The 14,504-nt window shown below is 28.9% G+C and carries 23 protein-coding genes; 19 read left to right on the top strand and 4 right to left on the bottom strand.

What is annotated here, in order from left to right; translation table 11 throughout:
• Window positions 1-61: 61 nt before the first annotated feature.
• A complete protein-coding gene (rpsT, locus tag ACTG48_RS14295) occupies window positions 62-328 on the bottom strand; it encodes a 30S ribosomal protein S20 (RefSeq protein WP_021385419.1) in 267 nt (88 codons plus the stop codon).
• A 460-nt stretch (window positions 329-788) separates the two neighbouring features.
• Between rpsT and ACTG48_RS14290 the strand changes: the two genes are divergently transcribed.
• From ACTG48_RS14290 to ACTG48_RS14275, 4 genes are all read left to right on the top strand, one after another.
• Window positions 789-2,441 carry a cell wall-binding repeat-containing protein gene (locus ACTG48_RS14290; RefSeq protein WP_479917202.1) on the top strand — a complete coding sequence of 551 codons (1,653 nt, stop codon included), beginning with the start codon at window positions 789-791 and terminating at the stop codon, window positions 2,439-2,441.
• Between the two features lie 189 nt (window positions 2,442-2,630).
• Window positions 2,631-4,283: a cell wall-binding repeat-containing protein gene (locus ACTG48_RS14285; protein WP_479917201.1), complete on the top strand. Its 1,653-nt coding sequence runs from the start codon at window positions 2,631-2,633 to the stop codon at window positions 4,281-4,283.
• Window positions 4,284-4,526: 243 nt separating this feature from the next.
• Complete coding sequence (locus tag ACTG48_RS14280; protein WP_021385313.1) at window positions 4,527-5,045, top strand: helix-turn-helix domain-containing protein; 519 nt, start codon at window positions 4,527-4,529, stop codon at window positions 5,043-5,045.
• A 33-nt stretch (window positions 5,046-5,078) separates the two neighbouring features.
• The gene (locus ACTG48_RS14275; RefSeq protein ID WP_021385315.1) at window positions 5,079-5,855 is read left to right on the top strand and encodes an alpha/beta hydrolase; all 777 of its coding nucleotides are present in this window, start codon (window positions 5,079-5,081) and stop codon (window positions 5,853-5,855) included.
• Between the two features lie 463 nt (window positions 5,856-6,318).
• Here the strand turns inward: ACTG48_RS14275 and ACTG48_RS14270 are convergent, their stop codons facing one another.
• Window positions 6,319-7,440, bottom strand: coding sequence for a site-specific integrase (locus ACTG48_RS14270; protein WP_479917200.1), 1,122 nt, complete (start codon window positions 7,438-7,440; stop codon window positions 6,319-6,321).
• 439 nt (window positions 7,441-7,879) lie between these two features.
• Here ACTG48_RS14270 and ACTG48_RS14265 point away from each other — a divergent pair, with 439 nt between their 5' ends.
• The gene (locus ACTG48_RS14265) at window positions 7,880-8,017 is read left to right on the top strand and encodes a hypothetical protein (protein WP_021385638.1); all 138 of its coding nucleotides are present in this window, start codon (window positions 7,880-7,882) and stop codon (window positions 8,015-8,017) included.
• Here ACTG48_RS14265 and ACTG48_RS14260 read toward each other — a convergent pair.
• A complete protein-coding gene (locus ACTG48_RS14260) occupies window positions 8,014-8,409 on the bottom strand; it encodes a helix-turn-helix domain-containing protein (RefSeq protein WP_479917199.1) in 396 nt (131 codons plus the stop codon). The two genes, ACTG48_RS14265 and ACTG48_RS14260, sit on opposite strands and share 4 nt — an antisense overlap.
• Before the next feature lie 176 nt (window positions 8,410-8,585).
• Here ACTG48_RS14260 and ACTG48_RS14255 point away from each other — a divergent pair, with 176 nt between their 5' ends.
• The 4 genes from ACTG48_RS14255 to ACTG48_RS14240 are packed head-to-tail and all read left to right on the top strand — an operon-like array spanning window position 8,586 to window position 10,135.
• A complete protein-coding gene (locus tag ACTG48_RS14255; protein ID WP_021385649.1) occupies window positions 8,586-8,795 on the top strand; it encodes a hypothetical protein in 210 nt (69 codons plus the stop codon).
• A gap of 36 nt (window positions 8,796-8,831) precedes the next feature.
• A complete protein-coding gene (locus tag ACTG48_RS14250) occupies window positions 8,832-9,575 on the top strand; it encodes an antA/AntB antirepressor family protein (RefSeq protein WP_479917198.1) in 744 nt (247 codons plus the stop codon).
• 56 nt (window positions 9,576-9,631) lie between these two features.
• Entirely contained in the window at window positions 9,632-9,934 is a 303-nt protein-coding gene (locus ACTG48_RS14245; protein ID WP_479917197.1) for a hypothetical protein, read from the top strand.
• Between the two features lie 12 nt (window positions 9,935-9,946).
• Window positions 9,947-10,135: a hypothetical protein gene (locus tag ACTG48_RS14240; protein WP_479917196.1), complete on the top strand. Its 189-nt coding sequence runs from the start codon at window positions 9,947-9,949 to the stop codon at window positions 10,133-10,135.
• Window positions 10,136-10,275: 140 nt separating this feature from the next.
• Here the strand turns inward: ACTG48_RS14240 and ACTG48_RS14235 are convergent, their stop codons facing one another.
• Window positions 10,276-10,446, bottom strand: a complete 171-nt coding sequence (locus ACTG48_RS14235; protein WP_479917195.1) for a hypothetical protein — start codon at window positions 10,444-10,446, stop codon at window positions 10,276-10,278.
• A 138-nt stretch (window positions 10,447-10,584) separates the two neighbouring features.
• On the opposite strand from ACTG48_RS14235, the gene ACTG48_RS14230 reads away from it, so the two are divergent.
• The 10 genes from ACTG48_RS14230 to ACTG48_RS14185 all read left to right on the top strand — a co-directional run bounded on the left by ACTG48_RS14230 (window position 10,585) and on the right by ACTG48_RS14185 (window position 14,503).
• Window positions 10,585-10,737, top strand: coding sequence for an Arc family DNA-binding protein (locus ACTG48_RS14230; protein WP_479917194.1), 153 nt, complete (start codon window positions 10,585-10,587; stop codon window positions 10,735-10,737).
• A gap of 10 nt (window positions 10,738-10,747) precedes the next feature.
• Window positions 10,748-10,963 carry a hypothetical protein gene (locus tag ACTG48_RS14225; RefSeq protein WP_479917193.1) on the top strand — a complete coding sequence of 72 codons (216 nt, stop codon included), beginning with the start codon at window positions 10,748-10,750 and terminating at the stop codon, window positions 10,961-10,963.
• 10 nt (window positions 10,964-10,973) lie between these two features.
• Complete coding sequence (locus ACTG48_RS14220) at window positions 10,974-11,288, top strand: hypothetical protein (protein ID WP_479917192.1); 315 nt, start codon at window positions 10,974-10,976, stop codon at window positions 11,286-11,288.
• Window positions 11,289-11,368: 80 nt separating this feature from the next.
• Complete coding sequence (locus ACTG48_RS14215; protein ID WP_479917191.1) at window positions 11,369-11,647, top strand: hypothetical protein; 279 nt, start codon at window positions 11,369-11,371, stop codon at window positions 11,645-11,647.
• 19 nt (window positions 11,648-11,666) lie between these two features.
• Window positions 11,667-12,227 carry an ERF family protein gene (locus tag ACTG48_RS14210; protein WP_479917190.1) on the top strand — a complete coding sequence of 187 codons (561 nt, stop codon included), beginning with the start codon at window positions 11,667-11,669 and terminating at the stop codon, window positions 12,225-12,227.
• Window positions 12,228-12,235: 8 nt separating this feature from the next.
• Window positions 12,236-13,189: a DnaD domain-containing protein gene (locus ACTG48_RS14205; protein ID WP_479917189.1), complete on the top strand. Its 954-nt coding sequence runs from the start codon at window positions 12,236-12,238 to the stop codon at window positions 13,187-13,189.
• A gap of 62 nt (window positions 13,190-13,251) precedes the next feature.
• Window positions 13,252-13,425: a resolvase gene (locus tag ACTG48_RS14200; protein ID WP_407815254.1), complete on the top strand. Its 174-nt coding sequence runs from the start codon at window positions 13,252-13,254 to the stop codon at window positions 13,423-13,425.
• 16 nt (window positions 13,426-13,441) lie between these two features.
• Window positions 13,442-13,849 carry a single-stranded DNA-binding protein gene (locus ACTG48_RS14195; protein ID WP_479917188.1) on the top strand — a complete coding sequence of 136 codons (408 nt, stop codon included), beginning with the start codon at window positions 13,442-13,444 and terminating at the stop codon, window positions 13,847-13,849.
• 67 nt (window positions 13,850-13,916) lie between these two features.
• Window positions 13,917-14,336 carry a YopX family protein gene (locus ACTG48_RS14190; RefSeq protein WP_479917187.1) on the top strand — a complete coding sequence of 140 codons (420 nt, stop codon included), beginning with the start codon at window positions 13,917-13,919 and terminating at the stop codon, window positions 14,334-14,336.
• Window positions 14,337-14,338: 2 nt separating this feature from the next.
• Complete coding sequence (locus ACTG48_RS14185) at window positions 14,339-14,503, top strand: hypothetical protein (protein WP_199857328.1); 165 nt, start codon at window positions 14,339-14,341, stop codon at window positions 14,501-14,503.
• The last annotated feature ends 1 nt before the right edge of the window (window position 14,504 follow it).

Here is a 14,504-nt window from a genome sequence, read left to right as displayed (position 1 = left end):
ATTTCCAAAATAAAAAACCCCTGCATAGGGGTTATTATATATAAGAAATATAAACTGGTAATTAAGCGTTCATACCGTTTAATTTTTGAGCTAATTTAGCTACTTTTCTAGCTGCAGCATTCTTATGTATAGTTCCTTTAGAAGCTACTTGGTATATTCTTTTTTGAGCGTATTGGAACTTAGCAACAGCATCCTCTCTGTTTCCAGCTGCAACAGCATCTTCGAATCTTCTTATTGCAGTTTTTATTTGAGATTTTCTAACTCTATTTAAAGCAGTTTTCTTTTCGATAACACCTATTCTTTTCTTAGCTGATTTTATATTTGCCACCGTGTTCACCTCCCTGTATTTTTTTATCATATTCATCGTCAACATATTAGATTTTAACAGAAATAAATCTAAAAATCAAGGATTATTATTTATATATTTTAATAATGTTTTTTATTTTGATTTTTTAGATTATGGATTTTGTATAAATAATTTGCAATATCTTGTTTTGGGTTGGTATATTTTGTGTTTTGAATATTTTAATATATATAAATTAATATTTCATTTTTGGAACAAATATTTTGAGATAATACAAACTATTAACATACATTTTGATAGTATTTCCAATTATTATAAGATAATACAAGAAATTACTCATTTTTATGCGTTTAGTAAAAAAAATTTATAAAAATATAAATTTATATGGTTAATTATGATAAATTTTCCATTGATTAAGATGACTTTTTTCATTTTATAGTCTATCATTTAAGTAGAACTATAATATTTAGGAGGGATTTATACTATGAAAATATGCAAAAAATTATTAACTATGGGGATTTCACTGGCGATAGCAATTTCTATTTTTCCAATAACATCAAATGCACTAAGTTCGATTGATAGCATAAAGGGTAAAGACAAGTATGAAACTTCAGCTATTGTTGCAGATAAACAAAATTATACTAAAGCCATACTTATCAATGTGGATAATAGTTTAGCAGATGGTCTATCAGCAAGTGGATTGGCTGGAGTTGAAAATGCACCAATATTATTGACAAAGAAAAATACGATACCAGACTCAACATTAAAAAGACTTAATAATGTTAAAAAAGTGTATATAATAGGAGGAAATAATTCTATAGATAGTATAGTAGAGCGTTATCTAAAGGGGAAAAATATTGATACTGAAAGAATTGAAGGAAAAGATAGACTTAGTACAAGTTATAAGGTGAGTGAAAAGGTTTTAGAATTAAAAGGTAGTTCAGGTGATGTGTTAGTAGCAAATGGGTTTAAAGGAGAAGCTGATGCTATAAGTGCAGCCTCAGTTGCATTTAAAAATGCGATACCTGTATTACTTACTAATGGCTCAGATATGCCTGAATTCAAAATTAAAGGAAATAAAATATTTGCATTTGGTTCGACAAATACTATGAGTAATCAACTTGTAGAAAAACTAGGGGCAACTAGACTAGGTGGAAGTGATAGATATGAGACTAATAAGAAGATAATCCAACAGTTTTATGGTAATGCCAAAGAATTTTACGTAGCTAGTGGTAGTGACTTAGTTTATCCATTAATTGGTTCAACTCTAGCTAAAAACAAACCAATTGTATTAGTCGAAAATGGAAGTAACAAAAGTATACTTAAAGGTGCGACTAAAATAACAGCAATAGGAAATATTTATGATTCTATAATAAAAGAATGTCTAAATGTAACTAATAATGTAGGTGACACTAATACAGGTGTAGTCAAAAACAATACAGATGAGAAGTATCCTCTCAAAGGAATGTTAGTACAGCTTGGTCTTAACACAACTAATAAGAATGGATGGGATATAAACTATGGAGGAAATGCTCATGGAATTGAACTTCGAGCAGATGGAAAATATTATTATATAAATAAAGGAGATGCAGCAATGGGTGCGTATGCTGCTGCATTAGCAGGTGAAAAATATAATAGTCTGGGCTTTGGAGACCTAGATCCTATAACAATAATAGCAGGTAGAGAAGTAATTTCTTACAAAGAAGCCCAAAAAGAACTAGAAGTAATAAGGAATTTTTTAAATAGTTTTGATTGGAAAAATGCATCTGACTTAGAAAAAGCTACTAGAGCTGGAAAATTGGTATCAGAGGCAAAATATGGTGGTGGAGCAAATGATGTATATGATAATCTTATTGGAAAAAAAGGATTATGTCAAAGTTTTGCAAGTACCTTTCATATATTAACAAGATTAATGGGAATGAATTCACTATATCAGACAGGTATGAATGCAGGTGGTTTACCACATGCTTGGAATTATGTACAAATTGATGGTAAATGGTATGAATTTGATGGGTCTCAGATTTCAAAATTTGAACTTCCATTAGCATTTGATTCTTACAGATTAGAAAATGCGACAAAACAAATGCATAAGTCCTATGATGCTAAGGCATTATCCTTATTAGGATTTAATCAATAAATTATTTTAATTGTCAAGTAATCACTGTTGATTGCTTGACAATTCTATATCATAGATTTAGACAGTATAGAAAATTAGATTATAATATTTTTATAGACTAGAAAAGGATAATAAGATGTATACACAACTTCATGGCTGTGTTTATGCATCTTGCAGTAGAACAAATAATATCTAGGAGGGATTTATATTATGAGAATACACAAAAAATTATTAACCATGGGAATTTCACTGTCGATAGCAATTTCTGCATTCCCAATAGCATCAAATGCACTAAGTTCGATTGATAACATAAAGGGTAGAGACAAGTATGAAACTTCAGCCATTATTGCAGATAAACAGAATTATACTAAAGCAATCCTTATTAATGTGGATAATAGCTTAGCAGATGGTCTATCAGCAAGTGGATTGGCTGGAGTTGAAAATGCACCAATATTATTGACGAAGAAAAATACGATACTAGACTCAACATTAAAAAGACTTAATAATGTTAAAAAAGTGTATATAATAGGAGGAAATAATTCTATAGGCAGTAAGGTAGAAAGCGTTCTAAAAGAAAAAAATATTGATATTGAAAGAATTGAAGGAAAAGATAGACTTAGTACAAGTTATAAGGTGAGTGAAAAGGTTTTAGAATTAAAAGGTAGTTCAGGTGATGTGTTAGTAGCAAATGGGTTTAAAGGAGAAGCTGATGCTATAAGTGCAGCCTCAGTTGCATTTAAAAATGCTATACCTGTATTACTTACTAATGGCTCAGATATGCCTGAATTCAAAATTGAAGGAAATAAAATATTTGCATTTGGTTCGACAAATACTATGAGTAATCAACTTGTAGAAAAACTAGGTGCAACTAGACTGGGTGGAAGTGATAGATATGAGACTAATAAGAAGATAATCCAACAGTTTTATGGTAATACTAAAGAGTTTTACATAGCTAGTGGTAGTGAATTAGTTTATCCATTAATTGGTTCAACTCTAGCTAAAAGCAAACCAGTTGTATTGGTTGAGCATGGAAGTAACAAAAGTATACTTAAAGGTGCGACTAAAATAACAGCAATAGGAACTGTTTATGATTCTATAATAAAAGAATGTCTAAATGTAACTAATAATGTAGGTGATGCTAATACAGGTGTAGTTAAAAAGAATACAGATGAGAAGTATCCTCTCAAAGGAATGTTAGTACAGCTTGGTCTTAACACAACTAATAAGGAGGGGTGGGATATTAATTATGGAGGAAATGAAAATGGAATTGAACTTCGAGCAGATGGAAAATATTATTATATAAATCAAGGAATGGAAGCATTGGGTTCGTATGCTGCTGCATTAGCAGGTGAAAAATATCATAGCCTGTACTTTGGAGACCGTGATCCTATAAATACAATAGCAATTAGAGAACGTATTTCTTACAACGATGTTCAAAAGGAAATCTCAGTAATCAGAAACTTTCTAAATAGTTTTGATTGGAAGAATGCTTCTGACCTTGAAAAGGCTACTAGAGCTGGAAAATTAGTTACAGAGGCAGACTATGTTCTAGGAAATTATAATGTATATAATAATCTTATTGAAAAGAAAAGTGTCTGTGAGGGTTATGCAAAAAGCTTTCATATATTGACAAGACTAATGGGAATGAATTCACTATATCAGGAAGATTTTAATTTAAGACACTCATGGAACTATGTACAAATTGATGGTAAATGGTATGAATTTGATGGGACTGAAGTTGGAGCATATAAAGATCTTGGAATTAGATTAGAATTCAATTCTTCTAAACTCGAAAGTGCAACAAAAAAAATGCCTAAGTACTATGATGCTAAAGCATTATCTATATTAGGATTTAATCAATAAAAGAAAGGCTCTTTAAAGAGCCTTTCTTTTATTGATTAAATATCCAAAAATTATTATTATTAAAGATGAAGTATTGAATTAAAAATAGCAGTGGAATGGATAGAAAGACTATCATATGAAAATTATGAAAAAGATTTAAAAAATTTATTTGATTAAGTTGTAATTACTATTTATATCATATACTTGAATAGTCTAAAAAATTAGACTATAATGTTTTTATAGACTAAAGAAAGGGATGATAAGATGGACATAGTAAAATTGGTTTTAAATCCTGCTAGACTTCGTATTTTACAGTATATCCGACTTCATGGCAGTGTTCGAACATCTGATATTGTAAAATATCTAAATGATATTCCTCGTGCAACAGTTTATCATCATGTAAAAATTTTAGAAGAGAACAATATGATTGAAGTGGTAAAAGAAAACCGTGTACGTGGCACTATTGAAAAAGTTTATGCACTAAAAGAATATACATCATCTATGGAAGGGGAAACATTTGTTGCACTTTCTACAGCTTTTCATGTAGGATTGATGCAGGAAATGAATGAATATTTTAGTAGAAAAGACCAAGACCATAAAAAAGATAATGTATTTTTCTCTTCAGCATTACTATATATGAGTGATAATGAATATGAAAGTCTTCTTAAAAATATGGCTGATTTATTGAAGCCATATATAGAACAAAAGCCTAAATCAAATCTAAAACTTAGAAAACTTTCAATCATATCTTCTCCACCAGTTGATAATGGTAATAAAAAATAACATATATCTTATTTTTATAGAAAGAGGTTATATATGAAATTTCATGAATTTGGAAATAAAAACAAACCACACATTATGTTGATTCATGGAGGGGGAAATGCATGGTGGAACTATTTGCGACAAGCAGAAGTTTTGTCTAACAACTATTATGTTATACTTCCTACATTGGATGGTCATGGAGAAGAATATGAAACGATATACACATCTACAGAGGATACAGCGGATAAATTGATGTCATATATAGATGAAAAGTGTGATGGACATCTTTTTGCTTTGTGTGGGGTATCGCTGGGTGGCCAAATTGTAATGGAGCTTTTATCTCGAAAACCTGATATTACTAAAAAAGCAATTATTGATGGGAGTATCTGCTACCCAAGACCTACTATGGCACGATTTTGTATTGCTGGTATTCGATTTTTTGGAGGATTTTTATTCAGTGAGAAGGCTTGTCGTTTTCAAATTGCTATGATGCCAAAATTGTTACCTAAAAATATGCAGTATCCAGATAAAATTAAAAAATATTATATGCAAGATATGCCACATGTCAGAAAAGAAACATTTTACAATATATATCGTACTTATATGATGAAATATACGCTTAAAAAGAGTATAAAAACAACCAAAGCAGAAGTAATGTATTGGTATGGAGAAAAAGAAATGAAGTGTGTTAAAAACTCTGCAAAAATGTTTAAGTCTTTTGTTAGTACTTGCCAAATTTATGAAGCTAAGGGTTATAATCATGGATATTTATCTCTTTATCTTCCAAATGAATGGCTGGAAATTGTTGAACCATTTTTTCAACAGGAATAAAGTAGTAAGGTGGTTATAGGGTAATCAGTGCTTGTTTTTTAAAAATGTAGCAAATAAATGAGGTATGATATGAAAAAATTATTTTAGAGCAAATATATAATAAATGAAAACTTAATAGAAAAATGATAAATAGATTAAAAGGTAGCGCCTATATAAATAGTTGCTACCTTTTTACATTTGTAAATAAATGATAGATAAGAAAGTTTACTGACAAATTACTGACCAAACTCAATTTTCTTACATTGAAAGCCTTAATTTTACTTGTTTTAAATAAATTTATAGTTTTTTGTTATAAAATACGAAGTTGATAGTACAAAATAGAATACCAAGGAATAAGTTAGCTATTCCAATGGTTATGTCAGAATATGCAAGAATATAAAACCCTGCCAAATTACTGACCACGTGCAAAAATAGGGCAAAAAATAGTATTTTACTGACACATTACTGACACGCTACTGACACATTAACTAAATAGTAATTTGCTTATATTATTACTTGCTTCTTCGTTCATTTCGTCTAAGACATGAGAATATGTATTCAATGTAATATTAATATCTGAATGACCTAAACGCTCTGAGATTGTCTTATAATCGGTTCTAGCTAGTAATAAAAGCGTAGCATGTGTGTGTCTTAAATCATGCAACTTAATTTGTCTCAAATTATTTTTTTTAGTGAAAGTTATAAAATTAGACCTTAAATTAGTTTCTGTCCAAGGTCTAAGTTGACCATTTAAACATACTAAATCGTGTTCATTTTCCAATAGTCCTTGAAGTTTTAATTTATTCTGTCTTAGCTTCTCTTGTTTTAATTTGTCAATAACCTCTTTAGAAACTGTTAAGCTTCTTTTAGAACCGCATGTTTTAGGTTCTTTGAATTGAAAATTTCCTTTAATATAAAGTAATATTTGATTAATATTAATTATATTATTATCAATATCTATGTCTTTCCATCTGAGACCAGCGACCTCGCTAAATCTTAATCCAAGAGTAACCATTAGAAGAATTGGTATTTCTATCTTATTTCCAAGCAATTTATCTAACAATTCTTTTGTTTCTTGTTTATCATATATATTTATATTTTTTTCTTTTCCTCTCACATTAGGAATTTTTATAAAATCATTTATATTTTCATTTATTTCTCGTAGTCTATAAGCTTCTTTTATGACACTTCTTAAAAATGTAGTGTATGTATTAGCACTTCCTTTTTCATATTCAATATAAGTTTGATTTATAAAACTTTGTAGTAAAAGAGGTGTCAGTTCAGAAAGTTTTATATTCTTAAAAAAAACTTGTATTTGATTTTTAGTTATAGACTCATATGTTTGTGCTGTGACAGGAGATAAGTTTAATTTTAAATCTTCTATGTACTTGTAACATCTATCAACTACAGTTAGCTCCTTTGGAGCTATAAACTTATTATTATTTATAGTAGATTTTATCTCTATCAGACGTTTTTCAGCATCCTTTTTCTTCTCATAACTTCCATAACTTTTTTGTCTTTTTTTCCCTGTAAATTCATCCACATACTCCACATATACAAAAAATTTACATCTTCTTTTTCTTATAAAAGCTGCTGTTGAGTCCATATTTAACCCTCCCTTAAAGTCTATGATTATATTTTACATCAAGTATAAATCTTTTTCATGTTTTTATTAGAAAATAATATTATGTTTTGATACAATTTTTTTATAATAAATGTATAAATAAATTATATTTAAAAAAACACTATATACATGATGGAATTTAAAAAAATATAATAAAAAGCTCGATTAATAACACCTTTAATTGGAAAAAACTTCCAACTGTCTACAAAATTCGATTTTTTTATTACAATTACGCTTTTTTTATTGCATTAACAAATCAAAAGTATTATTATGTAAGTAAGATAATTATCTAACACAATTCTGAATAGTCGGAAAATATTTCTAGAAATGAAAGGGTATAATTACATAGTTTTTATTAAAAAATTGTTGGGAGTTTTTAACTAAAAATAAGAACATAAGTTCTTATGATAGGGGGATATATATGTATAAGTCAAATGAAAGCATTAATGAAGAAGAACGCATTAAGAAGACCATGGAAGAATTAGAGTTATTATTAGAATTGGATGTTGAGTTTTTTGAAAGTTTATTAAAAAAAATAGAAAGAGAAGAAGAGTTTTAATTCTCTTCTTCCTTTGTTTTTATTATATAAGCATTATCAATTATTTTTTCTATAGCACTTCTATCATCATCATTGAGAGAGTATATTTTTTTCATAAGTTCTTTAACTTTTTTATTAGCATCTGAATTTTCGATTATATCAAAAGCTGTAGTAGTTGTATTAACTTCATCATTAATTATGTTTCTTGTATTACTTCTGCATAGTAAATAATCTATTGATACATCAAAATAGTCAGCAATATTTTTTAATGTATCTTGGTCAGGAAATCTTCTATCACTTTCCCAGTTGCTTACAGCTACTTTTGTAACATTTAATATTTTTCCGAACTCTTCGCCTGTTATTCTTTTTTCACTTCTTAAATTTTTTAATCTGTTTCCAAATGTATTAGTCATAATATTCACCTTCCGTTTTAATAATTAACTAAATGATAACATGTTATTAGCAATATGATAACTATTGTTAGCAAAATGTATATTTTTATTAAAAAATTCATAAAAATGTATTGACAGTTAGCAAAATGTTAACTATAATTAAGTTAACAGAATGAAAACAAAGAGAGGTGACAAAAATGATTAACAATCTTGCTAGGTATAGAAAGTTTATGGAGATGTCACAAAAAGAAATGGCTACTGTGGCTAATATGTGTCTAACATCATATTATATGAAAGAAAAGGGAGCTAGAGAGTTCACTCAGGCAGAAATGTTTAATATATATAATTGCATAAAAGAAAGGGTGCCAGAAATAACAATAGAGGAACTTTTCTATAGAAAAAGTTAGCAAAATGAAAACTTAAAGAGAGAGAGGTTGCAACATATGAATAGTTTACAAGTAATTGAGAACGAAAATCTTATAAAAGTGGGAGTTAATGAACATCAAGAACAAATATTAAGTGCAAGAGATTTACATGAATTTTTAGAAGTAGGAAGCAGATATAATGATTGGTTTAATAGAATGATTGGTTATGGATTTGTAGAAAATGAAGATTTTATATCTCTTACTCAAAAAAAAGTAACAGCTCAAGGGAATGAAATTGAATATATAGACCATGTAATTAAATTAGATATGGCAAAAGAAATAGCTATGATACAACGTAATGAAAAAGGAAAACAAGCAAGAAAGTATTTCCTACAAATTGAAAAAGACTGGAATAGTCCCGAGAAGGTTATGGCTAGAGCGTTAATTGTAGCAAATAAAACAATAGAGCAAAAAAATAAAGAATTGCAGGAAAAAAGTAAATTTATTAATCAAATAGCATCATCAAAAAATAGTTTACTTGTAAGAGAGGTAGCAAAAATCATTTCTAAAAGCAAAGGGATAGTTATTGGAGAGAAAAGATTATACGAGAAATTAAGAGAATGGGATTTAGTATTTAAGAATTCTACCGAACCAAAGCAAGTTGCAATAGATAGAGATTATTTAGAAACCGTAGAAGGTGTTAAGGAGACATCAACTGGTACATTTACTTTTAAAACAACTAGAGTTACAGGAAAAGGTCAAGAGTATATTTTAAAAAGACTATTGAAGGAGCAGGAAGAACAATTATCAATGTTAGGTTAAATAAAACTAGCACTTTGAAAATTAAATACAGAATATTTTGAAAAGGAAGTGATTAAATGAACTATAACGAAAATTGCATAACTAGAAAAGACTTAGTAAAAGAAATGAGGGAGCTTTTAACAAGAGCAGAGGAAATAACTAAACTTATTTTAGAAAACAAGCAAGAAGATATGGATTTTATGACAGTTAAAGAGTTTTGTAATTACATTAAATGTTCTGATAAAAAGGCTCACAGTATGATTAAACAAGCAAGAGCTACAAATGCTTTTATTACAACAAAAGTTGGAACAGATTACAGAGTTGATAAAAATTCATTCAAAAATTGGGTTTTAAAAACAGGTGGAGTATTTGAACAATAGAAAGGGGTCACTATGAAAATAATCTATAAAAATAAAGTTTATAAGGTAGAGAGAAATAAAGCGTTATACAGGATTACATACTATGACGAGCAGAGAAGTAACAAGAAATTTAATAAAGATAAGAAAGTTAAAAGAAGTGCATTAACAAGAGATATAAATGTAGTTAACACATATTTACCAGCTAATTTAAAAATAAAATGAGTTTAATCTATAAATAATTAAAGAAAAAGGTGATTAGATGCAAAGAGAACAAACAACAATACGCCTGTCTAGAGAACTTAAAGACAAGCTTCTAAAACAGGCAAAAGTTAAAGGATATACATTAAAAGATATGGTAGTTTTTATTCTAAAGGATTATCTTCAAAATATTTCTCAAGAATAAATTCAATTTCTCTACCTGTAGAACGTTTATCTTTTTGAGCAAGTTGTTCTATTTTTTCAAAAAGAAGTTTATTAATTCTTAGTGTAAATCTCTTATCTTCTTCACGAGTATAAATATCTTTATTGGACATATTTATCATTCCTTATATAAAATTTGACGTCTTTATGACACTTTAATAATAAAATAATTAATAGAGAAAGTCAATAAAAATGCTTGACGTCAAATGTATGACGTGGTATTATTAAAACAAGAAAGGAGTTGACGTCAAATGTATGACAAAGACGAGAGAGTAAGGTTTACTTTTAGATTACCAGCACCATTGCTTGAGAAAATAAAAGATATAGCATCAACAGAAGGCAGTTCAATGAACTCGCTAATATTGCACATACTTTGGGATTACATAAAAGAAGCAGAAAAATAAGGAGGTAATTATGAATAAATTCGATTTAAAGAAAGTTGAAGTAGGAAATGCAGTAAAAGTAAATTGTAAAAGACTTGGTTTTGAAATTGATTGTATCGTAGTAGTGGCAACAGAAAATGAACTGAATTTAGCATACTACGACAAAGAAAGAGGATGTATGGAGTATCAAGCATTAACAGTAGAAGATATTAAAGATAATGATTATGAAGTTAAAAATTTAAACTAGGGGGTTAATTATGGAAAGTTTAAAAAGAATAAAAAAAATGGTTCAAAAACAATTAGTTTTAGCTGAATTAGAGATAAACAAAAATAGCAAGCTTTATGAGGAACTTAGAAATAAGGATAGAGGTTTAATAGATGATATACACATGAGAGAATATCTAAGAGAAAAAGTTGCATGGGAAAGAGTAAAATATGCTATCGAAAATATTTTAGGTGGTATAAATTTAGAGATTAAATCAAAGGAACATGAAGAAAGCGAGGATTACAAGATATTTCAATTAATTTTAGAAGAAATTGAAAGAGATAGACCTATAGAGGTGCAGATATAAGAAAAGAGCCACTCGTAATGGCTCTAATCAAAAACAAAAAATAAAGATATTAATGTATATTATAGCACAAGGGGGAAGAAATGAAAACTAGAAATGAGATAATTAATGATTTAGAAGATAGATTATTTATATTAAAATTTACTAGATTTGAAGGAATAGAAGCAGAACAAGCTTTAGGAAGTATTGCAGGGCTAAAATATTGTATAAAAAGGCATAAAGAAAATTGGACAATAGAGCAGTTTAAAGAAGATTTAGAAAAGCAAAAATCAGATGGTTTATATGGAGACTATATAGATGGATGGGAAGGTGTTTTAAAAAGAAATATAAAGGACATGGAGCGTGGTGGAATTGGAATCTAATAATATTTACATTAAATTGATGGATGTAAGAGTTAAGTTCAGTAAGTTGAATCTAAAGAAAAGTGGAGAGAATAAGTTCGCTAACTTTAAGTATTTTGAGTTAGCAGACTTCTTGCCACAAGCTACTGGATTACTTGAAGAAACTAAGCTATGCCCTGTAGTTACCTTTACAAATGACTATGCAACATTAACACTAATTAATGGAGAAAACCCAACAGAACAGATTGTATTCACTTCTCCCATGCGAAACTTACAACTTAAAGGCTCTAATGAGTTACAAGCATTAGGAGGTATAGAAACCTATCAGACTAGATATTTATATATTCAGTTATTAAACATTACAGAAAGCGATACTTTTGACGCAACTAGTGGTAAAAATGAAGCTAAAAGTAATTCTAACAATAGAATTTTAACAGATAAACAATTAAGCAGGTTGTATGCAATAGCAAGTAATGCAAATGTTGATAAGGAAAGTTTAAAAGAGAAAGTATTTAAGAGATTTGGAAAAGAGATAAAAGATTTAACGAAAAAAGAGTATGACACAATTTGTAATGCTTATGAAAAGCAAAGTCAAGAGTAGGTGATATATTGAATTTTAATAATGAAACATACTTTCACATAAATTTTGACGACCCATTTACAAGAGTACCTAACACAATACTAGATAATGAAAAACTTTCTTATTCAGCTATAGGAGTAGTTACTCAGATGCTAAGATTTCAAAGGTCAGGTAGTCATAAAGTTTATGCAAAATCATTAATAAGTTATAGAAAAGATAGTAAGACAAAAGTAAGCAATGCTTTAAAGGAGCTTATGCAAGAAGGTTTTGTTATTAGGACACAAATAAGGGATAAAAAAGGACAAATGAAAGGTTATAGATATGATATTTTTGATACACCTCAAAGTGTAAATTCTGGAAACGTTGAAAATACTGAATCCCAACCGTGTGCCGATTTCCCGACTCCGGTAAAACCGGAAGCTGGTAAAACCGAGGTCGGTGAAACCGGAAGTCGGCAAAACCGGGGTCGGGAAATCGGCAACATAAAAGAAAATAGTATTAAAAAGAAAATAGATTTAAAAGAAAATGGTATTACTACTATTGTTATTAATGAACAACCTCAACAAGATAAAACTGTCTACATAAAAAAATACTTTGAAAAATATATAGGTGTAATTACTCCAAACAACTTTTTAGAGTTACTAGGCTTTCTAGATGATGGAATGGAGGTTGATGTAATTATAAGGGCTATTGATGAAGCTGTAGGGAGTGGAGTTAAGAACTATAGATATGTAAAAACAATCTTAAATAACTGGATAGAAGCAGGTGTAAAGACTAGTTTAGAACTTACAGAGTATCAGAATGAGTTTGAGAGGAAGAAAAAGAGTAGGCAGGAGAAGAAGCAGTCTAGTAACAAGGTTGTTAATGCTCCTAATAAAATTAAAAAAACTAATTTTCATAACTTTAATGAAACATTTAATCAATATACGAGTGACGAATTAGATGACATAATCAAGAAAAGTCAAAAGGCTAAATTCAAATAAAATTAAATTAAACTTCTAGGAAGTAAATAACATACTATTGCTTCCTAGAAAGGAGGATTAAGATGGGGAGAATATATGCACAGAAAAGTGGTTCTTTGAATGAGCAAGATAGATTGGAATTGTTGAGATTGCTTGGAAAAGCTGGATATACAGTAAGGATTGGTAGAGAGAAACAAAATAGTAAAACTACTTATACTTACTTTGTTGAGTATATAGAAGAACATGAAGAAAAATAAAAAGGGGGCTATTTAAATGAATACAATAACTTTAGTTGGGAGATTAGTTGCAGATGCAGAATTGAAGTACCTTCCTAATTCAGGTACTCCAAAAATAACATTTTCAATAGCGGTAGATAGAAGGTTTAAAGATAAGAATGGAAACAAAATAACTGATTTTATTCAATGCGAACAATTAGGAAAACATGTTGAAAATCTTGTGCAATATCTTGTTAAAGCTAAGTCTGTGTATGCTGTTGGAGAGTTAAATATATATAATTACAAAGATGAAAATGGTTGCTGGAAATCTATTACTAAAGTTAATGTAAATGCTTTAGAATTGCTTTCTAGTAAAAGTGATAGTAACCATAAGCAAGAATATATACCACCAGGATTAGACCCTCAAGGGTTTCAAGCAATAGATGATGATGATATACCTTTTTAAGTTAAATAATCTAGGGGGTAATTATACAATATTACTTCCTAGAAGTTAAAAAATGGAGGATTGAAAAATGGAGTTAAAATTTAGAGAATGGAATAAAAATGGTAAAGAAATGTATAGTTATGATGAAATGGTGTGCTATTCTAAAAATTTGCTTAGAGAGTGGGTTTATAATGGTGTTTATTTGCCAAAAAACAATGAAAATTTTGAGGTTATGATATATACAGGTTTGAAGGATTACCATGGAAGAGAAATATATGAAGGTGATATTGTTTTATGCAATGATTTAATGCATGAATCTGATTTTCCATGTGAAGTTAAGTTTTTAGATGGTAGATTTGTTGCTACAAATGATTTATTGGAAGAAAAAATCTCTTTATTTGAGAGAAGCATAGTAGACTATGCCATTGACTTTGAAATTATTGGAAATATATATGAAAATACTGGAATGTTAGAAAAGATAAGAAAGCCTAAAGTGTTGGAGGGATAGGAATGAGCAGAACAGCTATATGTAGTGTTTGTGGAGAGTTTTTAGTTGATTGTTATGATGATAAATTTACAAATGCTAAGGTCATGGATTTGTATGGTAGAGAATTTGTAATTGTTATCTGTAAGAGTTGCTTGGAAGAATTATTGAGAAAATGTGAGGACCAATAAT

The organism is Clostridioides sp. LIBA-6822, assembly GCF_056688955.1.
Note: the sequence above shows the minus strand (reverse complement) of the source record. Positions and strands in the feature narration are given on the sequence as shown.

Bases quoted from the DNA above. Each gene is read 5' to 3' on its own strand.
- ACTG48_RS14250 (WP_479917198.1), top strand. From the start codon at position 8,832: ATGAATAGTTTACAAGTAATTGAGAACGAAAATCTTATAAAAGTGGGA.
- ACTG48_RS14190 (WP_479917187.1), top strand. From the start codon at position 13,917: ATGGAGTTAAAATTTAGAGAATGGAATAAAAATGGTAAAGAAATGTAT.
- ACTG48_RS14270 (WP_479917200.1), bottom strand. From the start codon at position 7,440: ATGGACTCAACAGCAGCTTTTATAAGAAAAAGAAGATGTAAATTTTTT.
- ACTG48_RS14285 (WP_479917201.1), top strand. From the start codon at position 2,631: ATGAGAATACACAAAAAATTATTAACCATGGGAATTTCACTGTCGATA.
- ACTG48_RS14260 (WP_479917199.1), bottom strand. From the start codon at position 8,409: ATGACTAATACATTTGGAAACAGATTAAAAAATTTAAGAAGTGAAAAA.
- ACTG48_RS14290 (WP_479917202.1), top strand. From the start codon at position 789: ATGAAAATATGCAAAAAATTATTAACTATGGGGATTTCACTGGCGATA.
- ACTG48_RS14245 (WP_479917197.1), top strand. From the start codon at position 9,632: ATGAACTATAACGAAAATTGCATAACTAGAAAAGACTTAGTAAAAGAA.
- ACTG48_RS14235 (WP_479917195.1), bottom strand. From the start codon at position 10,446: ATGTCCAATAAAGATATTTATACTCGTGAAGAAGATAAGAGATTTACA.
- ACTG48_RS14220 (WP_479917192.1), top strand. From the start codon at position 10,974: ATGGAAAGTTTAAAAAGAATAAAAAAAATGGTTCAAAAACAATTAGTT.
- ACTG48_RS14255 (WP_021385649.1), top strand. From the start codon at position 8,586: ATGATTAACAATCTTGCTAGGTATAGAAAGTTTATGGAGATGTCACAA.
- ACTG48_RS14200 (WP_407815254.1), top strand. From the start codon at position 13,252: ATGGGGAGAATATATGCACAGAAAAGTGGTTCTTTGAATGAGCAAGAT.
- ACTG48_RS14195 (WP_479917188.1), top strand. From the start codon at position 13,442: ATGAATACAATAACTTTAGTTGGGAGATTAGTTGCAGATGCAGAATTG.
- ACTG48_RS14225 (WP_479917193.1), top strand. From the start codon at position 10,748: ATGAATAAATTCGATTTAAAGAAAGTTGAAGTAGGAAATGCAGTAAAA.
- ACTG48_RS14230 (WP_479917194.1), top strand. From the start codon at position 10,585: ATGTATGACAAAGACGAGAGAGTAAGGTTTACTTTTAGATTACCAGCA.
- ACTG48_RS14215 (WP_479917191.1), top strand. From the start codon at position 11,369: ATGAAAACTAGAAATGAGATAATTAATGATTTAGAAGATAGATTATTT.
- ACTG48_RS14265 (WP_021385638.1), top strand. From the start codon at position 7,880: ATGTATAAGTCAAATGAAAGCATTAATGAAGAAGAACGCATTAAGAAG.
- ACTG48_RS14275 (WP_021385315.1), top strand. From the start codon at position 5,079: ATGAAATTTCATGAATTTGGAAATAAAAACAAACCACACATTATGTTG.
- ACTG48_RS14210 (WP_479917190.1), top strand. From the start codon at position 11,667: ATGGATGTAAGAGTTAAGTTCAGTAAGTTGAATCTAAAGAAAAGTGGA.
- ACTG48_RS14280 (WP_021385313.1), top strand. From the start codon at position 4,527: ATGGACATAGTAAAATTGGTTTTAAATCCTGCTAGACTTCGTATTTTA.
- ACTG48_RS14240 (WP_479917196.1), top strand. From the start codon at position 9,947: ATGAAAATAATCTATAAAAATAAAGTTTATAAGGTAGAGAGAAATAAA.
- ACTG48_RS14185 (WP_199857328.1), top strand. From the start codon at position 14,339: ATGAGCAGAACAGCTATATGTAGTGTTTGTGGAGAGTTTTTAGTTGAT.